We start from the raw sequence: 15,282 nt of genomic DNA, 5'->3' as shown, positions 1-15,282 counted from the left end.
GGACCGGGGCGGCCGGCACGTGACACCAGGAGAAAGTAATGGGACCTCGTACCGGAAGACGTCCTGTGCCCGCGCGGTTGGCGGCGGCGTTCGTGGCCTGCGCATCGGCGACCGCCCTGCTGGTCGGCGGCCCGGCGGCGGTCGCGGCGAAGCCGGCCGGCGGTGGGCACAACCCGAAGGGTCCCGCGCTCGAACACCTCGACCGTGGTCTGGTCGCCGCCACCTCGGGCGAGGGCGTGTTCCTCAGTTGGCGGCTGCTCGCCTCCGAGGTCTCCGGGCGGACGAGCACCGGCCTGACCGGCGCGAACTTCCACGTCTACCGGGACGGGCGGCGGATCGCGACCGTCACCGACAGCACCAACTACCTGGACCGGGCCGGCACGGCCTCCGCCTCGTACCGGGTGGCGGCCGTCGTCCGGGGCCGTGAGGTCGACCGCAGCCCGGCGGTGTCGCCGTGGGCCGGCGGATACCGGGACCTCCCGTTGCGCCGGCCCGCCGACGGCGTCACCCCGGTCGGCGAGGCGTACACCTACTCGGCCAACGACATCAGCGTCGGCGACGTCGACGGAGACGGGACCTACGAGTACGTCGTCAAGTGGGACCCGTCGAACTCCAAGGACGTCTCCCAGGTCGGCTACACCGGACCGGTGTTCATCGACACCTACACGCTCGACGGCACCCTGCTGCACCGCATCTCGCTCGGTGTCAACATCCGCGCCGGTGCCCACTACACCCAGTTCCTGGTCTACGACTTCGACGGCGACGGCCGCAGCGAGATGATGTTCAAGACGGCGCCCGGCACGAAGATCACCCGGTACGACCGGACCGGTGCCGTGGTCTCCGAGCGGTACATCACGATGCCCCGGGAAGACGTCCGGGCGGGCTACTCGCACACCGACGACTACCGGCTGACGCCGGCGGCGTACCGGGAGAAGCTCGTCGAGCTGTTCCTCGGCTGGCACCGGCACCCGGAGGTGCTGGCCGGGCGTTGGCCGGCAACCCTGGAGCAGGCCTTCGGCATCACGCCGACGTACCAGTACCCGCTCTCCCGCACCGACGCCGAAGCGCTGACGGACTACTTCATCGACGTCTACGCCCCCGCGCGCAGCACCCGCAACGCGCTCCGCTCCTTCCAGGGCTTCATCGTCGACGGGCCGGAATACCTCACCGTGTTCGACGGCGCCAGCGGCCGGGAGTTGGAGACCATCCGGTACAAGCCCGGCCGGCACGACGACGGGCTCATGTGGGGCGACTACGCGATGAGCCGGATCGAACCGGGCAACCGGGTCGACCGGTTCCTCGCCGGAGTGGCGTACCTGGACGGCCGGCACCCGTCGGCGATCTTCGCCCGGGGCTACTACACCCGCGCGACCCTGGTCGCCTACCGGTGGGACGGCCGGCGGCTGCGCGAGGACTGGTACGTCGACAGCGGCTGGGTGCTGATGACCAACCCGTTCAACGACGGGCCGCACGGCCGGGAGGGCACCGATCCCGAGTACGGCACCCTCACCACCCAGGGCGCGCACTCGCTGAGCGTGGCCGATGTGGACGCCGACGGAAAACAGGAGATCGTCTACGGCGGGGCGACAATCGACCACGACGGCAGCCTGCTCTACAGCTCGTACGACGTGCTTCCGCCCGGTAGCGCCAACCCCGGCGCGATGGCGAAGCTCGGGCACGGCGACGCGATGCACGTCACCGACATCGACCCGAACCGTCCGGGCCTGGAGATCTTCATGGTGCACGAGGGCGCGACCGGTGCCCCGTACGGCTACGCGCTCCGGGACGCGGCGACCGGCGAGGTGATCTACGGCGGCTACACCGGCGTGGACACCGGCCGGGGCATGGTCGGCGACGTCGTACCCGCCGAGCCGGGGCTGGAGACCTGGGCCTCGACCGTCGTCGGTGCGCCCACCGGGCCCGGTCTGCGTACGGCCGACGGCGACATGCTCGGCACGAACATCCCGGGCACCAACCAGAGCATCAGGTGGGCGGCCGACATGACCACCCAGATCGTGGGTGGCGCCCAGGAGGTGACCCCGAGCATCGACGACTGGCAGCGCGGCCGGCTGCTCACCGCCGAGGGCACCCGGACCAACAACGGAACCAAGGGCAATCCGGGCCTGGTCGCGGACGTCTTCGGGGACTGGCGAGAGGAACTGCTGACCCGGACCGTCGACAGCTCCGCGATCCGGATCTACCTCAGCACCGAGGTGACCGACCGCAAGCTCTACACGCTGATGCACGACCCGCAGTACCGGGTCGAGGTGGCACGGCAGCAGACCACCTACAACCAACCGGCGTACCCGAGCTTCTACCTCGGCTCGGACATCGACTGGTCCCGGGTACCGGTGCCGAAGCGCTGACCGCCGTACCGGACGTCTAAGATCGGCAGGCGTCAGCAGGCTCCGAACCGAAGGCGGGAACGGCTGTGTCCGAACAGGATCGCGCACCGTCCGGAATCGACACCACGCAGATGAGCCACGCCCGCGCCTACGACTACGTGCTGGGCGGCAAGGACAACTTCGCGGTGGACCGGGAGGCCGCCCGGCAGGTCATCGCGCTGGCGCCGGACCTGCCCGCCCTCGGCAAGGCCCAGCGCAGGTTCCTGCTGCGCGCCACCCAGATGTGCGCCAACGCCGGGATCACGCAGTTTCTCGACGTCGGCTGCGGCATCCCGACCTCGCCGAACGTCCACGAGACGGCCCGGGCGATCACTTCCGACGCCCGGGTGGTCTACGTCGACAGCGATCCGATCGTGTTCGTCCACAACCGCGCCCTGATGGCCACCGACGACAAGGTGGCCTCGATCCAGGCCGACGTACGTCGTCCGGCAGAACTGCTCGACGATCCGCAGGTACGGCGGCTGATCAACTTCGACGAGCCGATGCTGCTGCTGTTCATCGGCCTGTTCCACCTCGTCACCGACCAGGAGGATCCGGCGGCGCTGATCGCCGAGTTCCGTGACCGGATGGCGCCCGGCAGCCACGTCTGCATCTCCCAGTTCTGCGTGGACGGCAGTGACCCGGCGGCCAGGGCCAAGCTGGAGGAGATCTCGGTCAACTCTCCGGCTCCGATGACCTTCCGCCCCCGGGCCGAGATCGAGAGCTTCTTCGACGGTTTCGAGCTGCTTCCGCCCGGAGTGGTGGACGTGCAGGAGTGGTGGCCGGACGAGACGGCCGCCCCGACCATGCTGAAGGTCGCCGCCGGCATCGGCCGGAAGCGGTAGCCGGCGGCAACAACCGTCACCTTTCTCCCGAGCGGAGCTTGACTCCGGCGAAACGGTTAGGCTAACTAACTGATCGACCGCCGTCGTCATTGTCCGGCCAGAGGAGAATCCGGTGCCCGTACCTGCCGTGCTCCGCCTCGCCCTCGCCACCGGGCTGGCCACGCTGCTCGCCGGCCTCGCGGTGCTGACCGCCCCGACCGCGTACGCCGCCCGGGCGCGGCTGACCGCAGCCTACGTCGAGGCATCGACCTGGAGCACCGGGTACGGCGGCGGCTATACGGTCACCAACGTCGGCGACGCGGTGGCGGAGGGTTGGACGGTCGAGTTCGACCTGCCCGCCGGCTCCCGGGTGACCAGTTCGTGGAGTTCGGTCCGCAGCCAGACCGGTCAGCGGTACCGCTTCACCAACGCCACCTGGAACGGCAGCCTCGCCCCGGGTGCCTCTGCCGACTTCGGGTTCAACGTGAGTGGCCTCGGCCGGCCCACCAGCTGCCTCGTCAACGGCCAGCCCTGCGACGGCGCACCGACGACACCGAGCCCGACCGCTGCACCGAGCCCGACTGATCCACCGAGCCCGACTGTCCCACCGAGCCCTACCGCTCCACCGAGCCCGACGCCGACGCCGAGTTCGTCGCCCGGCCCGACGGTTGCGGTGGCTACGGCGACAGAACTGCGGGCCGCGCTCGCGGATGCGGCGCCCGGCCAGCGCATCCAACTCGCACCGGGGACCTATCGCGGCTCGTTCGTCGCGCAGCGGCCCGGTACCGCCGCCGCCCCGATCGTCCTCACCGGCCCGCGTGACGCGGTCCTGATCAACGACGGTCCGAGCGGCACCGGCCCGTCGTGCCCGGTCCCGACCGCCGGCTGGGATTCCGGGTACGGCCTCTGGCTCTTCGCCGCCGCGTACTGGCGGCTGGAGGGCTTCACGGTGGCGGAGTCGAAGAAGGGCATCGTCCTGGACAACGCGCCGCACGTCACCATCGACGACGTGTACGTGCACCACGTCGAGGACGAGGCGGTCCACTTCCGGCGCTCCTCGTCGGACGGGATCCTGCGCAACTCCCGGATCGAGCACACCGGCCTGGTCCAGCCCGGCTACGGCGAGGCGGTCTACCTCGGATCGGCGAACTCCAACTGGTCCTGCCACGGCAACATCGACGGGGTGGACCGCTCCGACCGGGTCCAGGTGCTCGGCAACCGACTGGGGCCCTCGGTGGCCGCCGAGCACATCGACGTCAAGGAGGGCACCGTCGGTGGTGTCATCCGGGGCAACACGTTCGACGGGCGTGGCCTCTCCGGCCAGAACTCGGCCGACTCGTGGGTGGACATGAAGGGCACCGGCTACGTCGTCGAGGACAACATCGGCTCGTACGCCCCGCCGGGCACCTTCGCGAACGGGTACGAGACACACAACCCCGTCGCCGGCTCCGGCTGCGGCAACATCTGGCGTCGCAACAGCTCCGACCTCGGCGGAGTGGGCCAGTGGGCGATCAACGTCACCTCGACGTCGAAGTGCGCGGGAAATCTGAACGTGGTCTACGCCAGCAACACCGTGACGAACGCGACCGGCGGCCTGACCAACATCGCGGTGATCCCCTGACCCCACCGTCCCGCCGCCATTACAGCTCCGATCGAGGCCGGACGGGACCGGACAGCGGCTGTCGCCGTCTGCTCCCGTCCTTGCGGCAGATTTTGTTACCTCATAACCATAGGCGGAACGTGTTCCCGTCAGTGCGTAGAGGGTCAGGGCAATCATTGATCGTGGTCACAATTCCGACCCGGTAAGGCCGTTACGACGGGACCCGGGGTGCCGCAGGTGATGGGTCCGAGGGCTGAGAGCGGGCGGCCCGCTCCTACCCGTGGCGGACAGCGGTGGGCACGGTGGTCGGAGTCGCCGATGGGATTTCTGACCTACCTTTCTGACATGCCGCACAACGGCACCGCCACCGGGCGGTGCGCATTGGATGGAGGATGGTTTGAGGGTTAGCCAGGTCCACATCAACTGGCATTCGGCGCAGCAGGAGCCTCACCGGTGGCGCGAGGTCGGGCGCAGGCTCCGCACCCTGCTCAGCGCCGTCGCGCTGCTTTCGGCGGCGCTCGCGGTACCGACGGTGGCGGCGCCCCCGGGCCCCGCCCAGGCCGCGTCGGCCGCTGACTGTGCACTACCGGGCCCGTCCACTCCGAGCGCCCGCGAGCATCCGGGCATGCTGACCGACTACGAGGGACGCTGGAAAGATCCGATCGGTAACCATCGGGGAATCGTCCTGTTCGTCGACTTCTCCAATGCGATCGGCGACCCGGTCCACATTCCGTCGTTGCGGAGCCTCTACGCACCGGCGGCCGGCTGGTTCGACATCTCGTCCTACGGTCGGACGAAGCTCGACGTGACCTGGGACTCCCAATGGCGCCGGATGCCGTTGGAGAGCGACGACTACCACGATCCGGAAAAAAGCGTCACCAGTACGTTCGATCGGCACCGCACGTTCATGAAGGCCGCTGTCACGGCTGCGGATCCGTACGTGGACTTCACCGGGTACGACTTTGTCTACGTCATCGTGCCGCCGGACCTTTTCAACTCCAATTTTCACTCCGCCGCTTACATCACCTGGGCGAGCAGCACCTCCGATTTCCTGGACACGGCGGAGGGTTCGCCCCGGCTCGGCGTGACTCTGGGATCGGGAGTCGAGCAGGGGCAGCGACTCTTCGTGCACGAGACCGCCCACCTGTTCGGCCTCCCCGATCTGTACAGCCTTACGCCCGAGGGACACGGCAGTTACGCGGCACTCGGTGGCTGGGACCTGATGAGCATGACCAGTTCGAACGCCCCTGACCACCTGGCCTGGCAGAAGTGGAAACTGGGCTGGCTGGACAACTCCCAGGTGTACTGCATGGATACCCACGCTCGGAAGACCTGGACGTTGACCCCGTTGCACGCCTCGGGTGGTCCGAAGATGGCGGTGGTACGTACCGCGCCGAACCGGGCGGTCGTGGTGGAGTACCGGGCCACCGGCGGACCCATCGACGGCAACCCCGGGCGGGTGTCGGTTCCGGGCTGCTTCCAACCCGGGGTGCTCGTATACACGGTCGATGCCAACCTGGCGGGGCTCCAGGAACCGATCAAGGCGATCGATGCCGAGCCAATGCCGAACACCGGAGACCACTGCCCGCCGGATCAACTGCAGTTGAGCGACGCCACCATGGTGAGCCTCCAGCAGGCGGTGATCGACCCGGAGAGCGGAGTCGAGGTCCGACTCACCGGTATCGGTAGCGGCACCCGCACGGTTCAGGTGAGCTGGCCGTGACCTGAGCGCCCCTGGAGAACCAACCACGACAAGGACCGTTCAACCCGCGACCGCGGGAGACCGGGAAGCAGACGCCCCGGTGGCCGGAATGCCGGCCACCGGGGCGGTCCTTGTCGTCCGGGACCGTACGCCTTTGCCGCAAGTGCTGGTGCGATTACGACCGGCAAATCAGGCGAAAGCCTGTATTGAGGACCGCCTCCTCGCGTTCTTGTCGTCGTCTGCCGTAATCAAGTCGTGTCTTTTCAAAACACAGTCGATATCTTGCTGAAATGAGTTCGTCTCGCTACAGTGACTCCACTCACAACCCGACGTCAGGCAGCTCCAGGGCCAGGTCACACATGGCGGATAGAGATCAGTAGCAGGGCATGGCCGCGGTGACGATCCCGCGCATCAGCACAGGTCATGGAGACTCCCGTTCCCGAAGGGATGGACAGATGTCCGTACCGCAGTACCGGAAGGCCGCGGCGTTGGCGCTCGTGGCCGGCCTGGGGCTCAGCCTCACGGCCTGCTCCACAAAGAGCGACGACGGCGACTCGACCGCAGGCGGCAAGGTCACCATCACGGTCGACTGCCAGCCGGTCGGCTCGCAGAAGGAGCTGTTGCAGAACTGGAACGACGATGTCGTGGAGTTCCAGAAGCAGAACCCCGACATCGTCGTCAAGAGCGTGAGCGTCGGCGAGCAGTGCAACAACCCGCCGGACTTCACCGCTCGCCTGGCCGGCGGCACCGTGACCGACGTGTTCTACGGGTACATGACCGATCTCCAGCAGGTGCTCGACTCCGGTCAGGCGGTCGACATCACCGAGTTCGCCAACAAGGACAACATCCCGACCTGGGACAGCGTCGACCCGGCGCTCAAGGGGGTCTTCAGCGACGGCGGCAAGCTCTACGCCGTACCGGTGAAGAACTACTCGATGGGCCTGGTCTACAACAAGGTCCTGTTCCAGCAGGCGGGCCTCGACGTCAACAACCCGCCCAAGACCTGGACCGAGGTCCGGGACGCGGCCAAGAAGATCTCCGCGCTCGGCAACGGCATCGCCGGCTACTCGGAGTACAGCGCCGGCAACACCGGCGGTTGGCACTTCACCTCGCTGCTCTACTCGCAGGGCGGCCAGGTGCTGACCCCGGACGGCAAGAAGGCCGACTTCAACAACGCGATGGGCAAGCAGGTCCTCCAGAACCTCAAGGACATGCGGTACGGCGACAACAGCATGGGCGCCCGCCAGCTGCTCCAGTGGGGCGACCTGCTGACCAACGCCGGCGCGGGCAAGGTCGGCATGTTCATCGGCGCCCCGGACGCCACCCAGGCGATCGTCAGCCAGTTCCAGGGCAAGTTCCAGGACTGGGCGATGGCCCCGCTGCCCGGCCAGGACGGCCCGGCCAAGGGGACGCTCGGTGGTGGCGAGGGCTACTTCTTCAAGAAGGGCCTCACCCCGGAGCAGATCAAGGCCGGCATGAAGTGGATCGCGTACCAGAAGCTGACGCCGGGCAAGGGCCAGTTCGACTACGTCCGGGCCAAGCCGCAGAACTACCCGGTGGGCCTGCCCCAGCCGCTGCTCTTCGCCAACGGTAGCGAGGCGCAGAAGCAGGAACTCGAACTGCGCAAGGCGAACGCGAACGTCGACACCGCGAACTTCGCGCTCTTCGAGGCGACCCCGGTCCCGATCAAGGGTGAGCCCCGCAACGCGCAGGCGATCTACGCAGTGCTCGACGCCGCGATGTCCGGGGTGCTGACGAACCCGAACTCGAACATCGACGCGCTGCTCAAGACGGCCGAAGGCAAGGTCAACCAGCTACTGGCCGCCGAGAGCTGATCCGAAGCGGGTGGGGGCCGGCACGCCGGCCCCCACACACCCGCGCCACACCGTCGACGTCACCGACTTCCGCAGGAGTTGCCTTGGCGATCACCACCGTCCCGGGTACGACCAGAGAGCCTGGTCGCCCCGCGCCGACGCGCCCGGCAGGCCAGAGGCGTACGAGCCTCGGCCGCAAGGTACGGGACAACCTCACCGGGCACACGTTCCTGATCGGGGCGGTGGTCTGCTTCGCCGTCTTCTCCTGGTACCCGATGATCCGCGGCATCGTGATGAGCTTCCAGCGCACCCGGCGCGGCGAGACCACCTGGGTCGGCTGGGACAACTACTCCCGCATCATCGACGATCCCAGCTTCCTCACCGCCTGGAAGAACACGCTCTACTTCACGGTTCTCGCGCTCGTCCTCGGGTACGCGGTGCCGTTCTTCGTGGCGATCCTGCTCAACGAGTTCCGCCACGCCAAGGGGTACCTGCGGATCCTGGTCTACCTGCCGGTGATGCTGCCGCCGGCCTCGGCGCTCTTCCTCTTCAAGTACTACGCGTACGACCCCAGCGAGGCGGGGCTCTTCAACGCGATCCTCAAGGCGCTGCACCTGCCGACCTCGGAGTGGATGCAGTCCCCCGAGATGACGATGCCGGCGATGGTGATCGCGTCGACCTGGATGAACATGGGCAGCGCGGTGCTCATCTACCTGGCGGCACTGCAGAACATCCCCGGCGAACTCTACGAAGCGGCCGAGCTCGACGGTGCCGGGATCTGGCGGCGGATCGTCAACGTGACGATCCCACAGACCCGGCTGATCCTCGCGCTCCTGGCGATGCTCCAGATCGTCGCCACGATGCAGCTCTTCATCGAGCCGCTGATCCTCGCCAACGGTGCGGGCGCGGAGGACTCCGCGACCTCGGTGGCGTACCTCATCTACCAGCACGGGTTCTTCCAGAACGACCTCAACGGCGCTGCGGCCCTCGGGGTGATCATGCTCGTGGTGCTGGCCGGCTTCTCCGCCGTCTACGTGCGGCTGACTGCGAAACAGGACTAGGACGGGCCACCAATGGCACAGGACTCCGGGACCCGGACGCTCATCTCCCACGCCCAGCTCCGACGCGGACGCGGCAGGATCCTCTACTGGACGCTGCTCGCCGTCGTCGTCGTGGTGTTCACGCTGGTCTTCCTCGGGCCGCTCTACTGGATGGTCACCGGCGCGCTCAAGTCGGGCCAGGAGATCGCGCAGACGCCGCCGTCGCTGTTCCCGATGGATCCCCAGCCGCAGAACTACGTCGACGCGTGGCACAACCTGGACCTCGCCAAGCTGCTCTTCAACACGTTCTACTACGCGGCCGGCGCGCTGGTGTTCCAGCTCGTCCTCGACACCGCCGCGGCGTACTCCCTGTCGAAGCTCCGCCCGATCTTCGGCAACGCGATCCTCGGCCTGATGCTGGCGACGCTGATGATCCCGGCGATGGTGCTCATCGTCCCGCAGTACGTGACCGTGATCGACCTGCCGATCCTGCACATCAACCTGCTCGACTCGCCGTTCGCGATCTGGCTGCCCCTGGTCGCGAACGCGTTCAACATCTTCCTGCTGAAGCGGTTCTTCGACTCGATCCCGGAGGACCTGATGGCGGCGGCCGTGATGGACGGCGCGACGCCGCTGCGTACGCTCTGGTCGATCATCCTGCCGATGTCGCGCCCCATCCTCGGCGTCGTCTCGATCTTCGCCGTGACGGCGGTCTGGAAGGACTTCCTCTGGCCGAAGCTGGTGATGCCGTCGCCCGAGACCCGAACGGTCAGCGTCGGCATCTACGCCTTCGCCGGCGGTACGCCGATGAACGTCGTGATCGCCGCCTCGGTCATCGCCGCCATCCCGACCGTCATCATCTTCCTGCTCTTCCAGCGGAACATCATGTCCGGCCTGACCACGGGCAGCCTCAAGGGATAGTCAGGCGACCCGGAGTCTCGGTAGGGACGTCAGCCGGGTGCTGTCGACGGCACCGGTGACCTCGTCGGGCCGGTCGATCGACGGCACCGCCGACTTCTCCGCGCCGACGCCTGCCGTCTCCGGGTCCGACACCTCCGCGTCCGGAGCGGGTCCATCGGACGACGGCCCGGCAGTGGCGACCGAGTCGACGGACAACATGATCTCGTTGAGTGTCGTGGCGAGCCTGCGCACGTCACCGACGGCCAGCCGGAAGGATCCCCGGCACACCGGTCCGAGCCACAGGGACACCACGACGGTGCCACGCTCGTCGTGATAGCTGACCCGCATCGTCCGGTCGCCGCCGCGCGTGTCGGTGAACAGGTCACCGAAGCTCGGCATCGGCAGTACCTCGCTCATGATTCCAGGATGTGCGATCGGCGATCGCGAGGGAAGGGCTGACAGCCGGGAAGTCGACCGCCGAATCGACCCCCTTGCCTCGATATCCGCCGCGGGCCACGCTGTTAGGCATGGGGGAGACGGCATGACCGTGGCTCGTGGGGACTTCTCCGGCACGCCTTCCGATGCCGGGGGCGGTGACGGCAGCGACGCCGTACGGGTGGAGATTCTCGGGTCGGTACGGGCCTGGCGTGGACAACACCACATCGACTTCTCCTCGCCCGGCCAGCGCACCGTTCTCGGACTGCTGGCCCTCGCGGCGGGCCGACCGATGACCCGGGCGGAGATCATCGACGCGCTCTGGGACGACGACCGGCCGCCACCGACCGCGACGAACATCATCCAGACCCACGTCAAGAATCTGCGTCGTCTGCTCGAACCCAATCGCCAGACCCACACCCGGAGCGTTGTCCTGCCCCGGGTCGGCGACGGGTACGCGATGGCCGTACCGGCGCAGAACCTCGATCTGCTCCGGTTCCGCGAACTTGCCGGCGCGGCGGCCGAGGCGCAGCGTCGGGGCGACCCGTCCAGCTCGGCGCGGCTGTTGCAGCGGGCGTTGGCGCTCTGGCGTGGTGCGCCGCTCGTCGATGCTCCGCTGCTCGCCCGGCATCCGAAGGTCGTCGCGTTGATCGAGGAACGGCGGGCGGCGGTGAGCCGGTACGGAGAGGTCATGATCGCCACCGGCAGGGCGGCGGACGTGCTGCCGGCGCTGGAGGAGGCTGCCGCGCACAGCCCGCTCGACGAAACGGCTCAGGGCCTGCTGATCCGGGCCTACCACGCCATGGGACGCCGTGATCGGGCCGTCTCCGCCTTCCGGGAGGTCCGCCAGCGGCTCATCGAGGAACTGGGGGTCGAGCCCGGCCCCGAGCTGGCCGCCGCCTACCGCGCCGCGCTGCGTACCCCGGACCAGGGTCCGGCGGCTCCGGCCCGGCCGGCCGGGCGGCCGCAGGGGGATCCGGTCCGGCCGGCCGGCCCCGCTCAGCTCCCGGCGGACGTGTCCGGCTTCATCGGACGCTCGGCCGAGACGTCCATGCTGGACCGGCTGCTGCTACGGCCACCGGAGGAGGGCCGAGCGGAAGCCTCGGCGGTACCGACGGTCGTGCTGTCCGGTACCGCAGGGGTCGGCAAGACCGCCCTCGCACTGCGCTGGGGCCACCGTGCCCGACACCGGTTTCCCGACGGGCAGCTCTACGTGAACCTCCGTGGCTACGACATCGACCAGCCGATGCCCGCACGGGAGGCACTGGCCGGCTTCGTCCGTGCCCTGGGCGTGCCCGGCACCGAGGTCCCGTTCGACCTCGACGAGTGCGCCGCGCGGTACCGCAGCCAGCTGGACGGCCGACGGATGCTGATCGTCCTGGACAACGCGGCATCGGTGGATCAGGTGCGCCCACTGCTTCCGGGTAGCGCCTCCTGCGCGGTACTGGTCACCAGCCGGGACACCCTCGCCGGCCTGGTGGCGCGGGACGGCGCGGACCGGATCGGACTCGACCTGCTCTCCACCGCGGACTCCGTCGAACTGCTCTGGCGAACCCTCGGCGAGCGGGTCGCCCGGGAATCCGAGGCAGCCGCCGCGCTCGCCGGCCGCTGCGCGCGGTTGCCGCTGGCCCTGCGGGTCGCCGCCGAGCTCATCCTCACCCGGCCGACCGCGCCGTTGGCCGTACTGGTCCGTGAACTGGCCGACGAGCAGGGGCGGCTCCATCTGCTCGACGCCGGTGGCGATCCACGGACCGGCGTCCGGGCGGTGCTGTCCTGGTCGTACCAGCAACTGGCTCCGGCCGCCGCGCGGGCCTTCCGGATGCTGGGCCTGCACCCGGGGCCGGACATCGACCGGTACGCCGCGGCGGCCTTCTTCGGCACGGAGCCCGAGCAGGCCCGACAGCTGCTCGACACGCTCGCCCGGGCGCATCTCGTGCAGCCCGAGGGAGATCAGCGGTACACCTTCCACGACCTTCTCCGCGCGTACGCGGCCGAACGCTGCGCGGCCGACGAGTCGGTGGCGGAGGCCGACGCCGCCCTGGACCGCCTGTTCGACTACGAACTCTTCGCGGCGGCGGCGGCCATGGACATGTTGTACCCGGCGGAGCGGCACCGCCGTCCGCGGGTCGGTACGCCGTCGGTGTCCCCGGCACCGATCGCGGATCCGCAGGCGGCGCGGGAGTGGCTGGACGCCGAACGGGCGACCCTGGTCGCCACCGCGGTCCGGGCGGCCGAACGCGGCCGGTCCTCGCACGCCATCCGGATGACCCTGACGATGCTGCGGTACCTGGAGAGCGGCGGCTATTTCGCCGAGGCCGAGCGGATGCACGAGCACGCCCTGGGCGCGGCGCGGGACACCGGGGACCGGATCAACGAGGCACACCTGTTGACCGGTCTTGCCGTGATGTGCGCGCAGCAGGGCCGGTACGCCCCGGCGATCGAGCGGCTGCGACGGGCGGTCGTGCTCTGCCGCGAGCACGGCGACAGCGCGGGCGAGGCCCGGGCGCTGGGCAACCTCGGCCACGTCCACCAGCGGCAGGGCCGGTACGCGGAAGCGGCCGTGGCACTGCGGGACGCCCTGCTGCTGTGCCGTCGGGTCGGTGACCGTGCCGGCGAGGCGCGGGCGGCGGGCAACCTCGGTCATGTGCTGCTGCGGCAGGGCGGCTATCGGGAGGCGACGGTCCACCTGCGGAGCTCCGCGATCCTGTGCCAGCGGATCGGGGACGCGACCGGGGAGGCGTACGCGTTGTCGAGCCTCGGTGACCTGCACATGCGCGTCGGGCGTCTGCCGAGGGCCGCCAGCCGGTACCAGCGGGCGCTCGCGCTGTTCGAGGCGGTGGGGGACCGGGCGGGGGAGGCGCACGCCCTGGACGGCCTGGGCCGGGTCCGGCTCCGGCAGGGCGACCACGCCTCCGCGCTGACCGCCATCGAGCAGGCGCTCACCCTGCTCCGCCGGGTCGGGGAACGGGCGGGCGAGGCGTCGTCGACCAACAGTCTCGGCGAGTCGTTGTACCGCCTCGGCGAGCCGGCACGGGCCCGGACGGAGCACTCCACCGCGCTGACCCTCGCCACCGAGATCGGGGACCCGTACGAGCAGGCCCGCGCGCACGCGGGGCTGGCACGGGCGTACCGGAGGACCGGTGACCGCGAGCGTGCGGCGACACACTGGAGTTCCGCGAATGCCCTGTACGTGACGCTCGGAGTGCCCGAGGCGGCCGAGTGCCAGGACCAACTGGCCACACTCGACCTTCAGGCGTGAGCCGCCGGCCGTACCGGCTCAGCCGCCGCTACGCCGCGCACTCCGGACGGGTTCACCCCGCGCCGGTGTTCACCACACAGCACAGATTGCCGTCCGGGTCGGCGAGCACGACGAAGTTCGCGTCGTCGGGATAGCGCCAGGGAACGCGCCGGGCGCCGAGCGAGATCAGCCTCTCGACCTCGGCCCGCTGCTCGGCCTCGTCCGCGACGTGCAGATCGAGGTGCGTCGAGTCGGTCTCGTCCAGGGTGATGGTCGGCCCGTTGCCGTCCGCCGGGACGAGGACCGGGGACTCGTCGCCGATCGGACCGTCGCGCAGGACGTATCCCAACGCGCCGGTCCAGAACCGCGCGGCCCGGTGAACGTCGGCGACGTGGAGGACCAGGGTTCCGATCCGCACCATGGAGCCAGTATCGGGCATCCCGCTACGTCCTGCCGGTGGCGCGTCCGCCCTCCCACGGTCAGTCGGCCGCACCCAGCCCGGTCACGATCGCCCGGGCCACCGGCGAGGGGTCGGTGCCGTCGAGGGTGAACCCGTCCGGGACCTCCACCCCGGGCTGGGCCATCATCCGGGGCGTCGTACCCCGGTGCGGCCAGGTCGCGGTGTGCACGACGAAGGGATGGCACAGGTAGACGTCGCCGGCCCGGCCGGTGGCCTCCGCCGCGCGACGGCAGAACACCGACGGTCGCAGTCGCTCGGCGACGGCACCACCGCCCATGCCGGTCTCGCCGGCCGGGGCGAGGACCCGGGCCGCGTAGAGGTGGGAGCCCACCACGAGCCGGGTCGGCGCGTCGTCGGGGCCGACGTCGGAGAAGAGGAACAGCGCCAGGAGCCCCCGGCCCCGGGAACGCACGTTGGTCCAGTACTCGTCGCCACCCCACCAGTTGCCCTCGATGTGGTATCCGACGTCGCCGGGGTACTCCTCGGACGGAAACCGCACCGGGACGCTGCCGCCCACATCCGGGCGCCGGGTCCAGCGTCCCCGACCGATGAGCGCGTCGTACGCGTCGACGAGCGCCGGGGACGCCCCGGCCGCCCTGAACGGGGTGCCGTCGGGGCAGTCGACACGGACGGAGGGGCGGACCCAACTGCTCCGGTCGGCCTCGGACATCCCGTGCTCGGCCAGCGCGGCCCAGATCAGGCTCCGGCATCCGGCCGCGGTCTCCGGGTCGAAGGCGCCGCGTACCGCCACGAAGCCGTCGCGTACGAAGGCGTCGACGTCCATCCATCAAGTGTGGGTCCGGCGCCACCGCCGCGCACCCGGGTTTTCCCCGACAGGCACGGGGGTCACGGGTCACGGGTCACGGGGCGGGGACGGCGGTGCCG

11 protein-coding genes are annotated in these 15,282 nt (G+C 69.6%); 8 read left to right on the top strand and 3 right to left on the bottom strand.

Going from position 1 to position 15,282, the window contains the following annotated elements; all coding sequences use genetic code 11:
- Positions 1-65: 65 nt before the first annotated feature.
- From ACFP2T_RS38300 to ACFP2T_RS38270, 7 genes are all read left to right on the top strand, one after another.
- Complete coding sequence (locus ACFP2T_RS38300; protein WP_377430991.1) at positions 66-2,366, top strand: rhamnogalacturonan lyase; 2,301 nt, start codon at positions 66-68, stop codon at positions 2,364-2,366.
- Positions 2,367-2,431: 65 nt separating this feature from the next.
- Complete coding sequence (locus ACFP2T_RS38295; protein WP_377430989.1) at positions 2,432-3,229, top strand: SAM-dependent methyltransferase; 798 nt, start codon at positions 2,432-2,434, stop codon at positions 3,227-3,229.
- Positions 3,230-3,341: 112 nt separating this feature from the next.
- Positions 3,342-4,829 carry a cellulose binding domain-containing protein gene (locus tag ACFP2T_RS38290; RefSeq protein WP_377430987.1) on the top strand — a complete coding sequence of 496 codons (1,488 nt, stop codon included), beginning with the start codon at positions 3,342-3,344 and terminating at the stop codon, positions 4,827-4,829.
- A gap of 376 nt (positions 4,830-5,205) precedes the next feature.
- On the top strand, positions 5,206-6,531 hold the full coding sequence (locus ACFP2T_RS38285) for a metallopeptidase domain-containing protein (protein WP_377430985.1): 1,326 nt from the start codon (positions 5,206-5,208) through the stop codon (positions 6,529-6,531).
- A 434-nt stretch (positions 6,532-6,965) separates the two neighbouring features.
- A complete protein-coding gene (locus ACFP2T_RS38280; RefSeq protein WP_377430983.1) occupies positions 6,966-8,345 on the top strand; it encodes an ABC transporter substrate-binding protein in 1,380 nt (459 codons plus the stop codon).
- Positions 8,346-8,428: 83 nt separating this feature from the next.
- Complete coding sequence (locus ACFP2T_RS38275) at positions 8,429-9,385, top strand: carbohydrate ABC transporter permease (protein WP_377430981.1); 957 nt, start codon at positions 8,429-8,431, stop codon at positions 9,383-9,385.
- Between the two features lie 12 nt (positions 9,386-9,397).
- Positions 9,398-10,285, top strand: a complete 888-nt coding sequence (locus ACFP2T_RS38270; RefSeq protein WP_377430978.1) for a carbohydrate ABC transporter permease — start codon at positions 9,398-9,400, stop codon at positions 10,283-10,285.
- Here ACFP2T_RS38270 and ACFP2T_RS38265 read toward each other — a convergent pair whose 3' ends face one another.
- The gene (locus ACFP2T_RS38265) at positions 10,286-10,681 is read right to left on the bottom strand and encodes a hypothetical protein (RefSeq protein WP_377430976.1); all 396 of its coding nucleotides are present in this window, start codon (positions 10,679-10,681) and stop codon (positions 10,286-10,288) included.
- Between the two features lie 124 nt (positions 10,682-10,805).
- On the opposite strand from ACFP2T_RS38265, the gene ACFP2T_RS38260 reads away from it, so the two are divergent.
- The gene (locus tag ACFP2T_RS38260) at positions 10,806-13,958 is read left to right on the top strand and encodes an AfsR/SARP family transcriptional regulator (RefSeq protein ID WP_377430974.1); all 3,153 of its coding nucleotides are present in this window, start codon (positions 10,806-10,808) and stop codon (positions 13,956-13,958) included.
- A 52-nt stretch (positions 13,959-14,010) separates the two neighbouring features.
- Here ACFP2T_RS38260 and ACFP2T_RS38255 read toward each other — a convergent pair whose 3' ends face one another.
- Positions 14,011-14,358 (bottom strand): VOC family protein, encoded by a 348-nt coding sequence (locus ACFP2T_RS38255; RefSeq protein WP_377430972.1) that lies wholly within the window; start codon positions 14,356-14,358, stop codon positions 14,011-14,013.
- A gap of 58 nt (positions 14,359-14,416) precedes the next feature.
- On the bottom strand, positions 14,417-15,181 hold the full coding sequence (locus ACFP2T_RS38250) for a phytanoyl-CoA dioxygenase family protein (protein WP_377430969.1): 765 nt from the start codon (positions 15,179-15,181) through the stop codon (positions 14,417-14,419).
- Positions 15,182-15,282: the final 101 nt, after the last annotated feature.

Source organism: Plantactinospora solaniradicis (genome assembly GCF_042658085.1).
GTDB classification, from domain to species: domain Bacteria; phylum Actinomycetota; class Actinomycetes; order Mycobacteriales; family Micromonosporaceae; genus Plantactinospora; species Plantactinospora solaniradicis.
This window is presented reverse-complemented; position numbering and strand designations above follow the sequence as displayed.

Bases quoted from the DNA above. Each gene is read 5' to 3' on its own strand.
- ACFP2T_RS38280 (WP_377430983.1), top strand. From the start codon at position 6,966: ATGTCCGTACCGCAGTACCGGAAGGCCGCGGCGTTGGCGCTCGTGGCC.
- ACFP2T_RS38270 (WP_377430978.1), top strand. From the start codon at position 9,398: ATGGCACAGGACTCCGGGACCCGGACGCTCATCTCCCACGCCCAGCTC.
- ACFP2T_RS38265 (WP_377430976.1), bottom strand. From the start codon at position 10,681: ATGAGCGAGGTACTGCCGATGCCGAGCTTCGGTGACCTGTTCACCGAC.
- ACFP2T_RS38260 (WP_377430974.1), top strand. From the start codon at position 10,806: ATGACCGTGGCTCGTGGGGACTTCTCCGGCACGCCTTCCGATGCCGGG.
- ACFP2T_RS38255 (WP_377430972.1), bottom strand. From the start codon at position 14,358: ATGGTGCGGATCGGAACCCTGGTCCTCCACGTCGCCGACGTTCACCGG.
- ACFP2T_RS38250 (WP_377430969.1), bottom strand. From the start codon at position 15,181: ATGGACGTCGACGCCTTCGTACGCGACGGCTTCGTGGCGGTACGCGGC.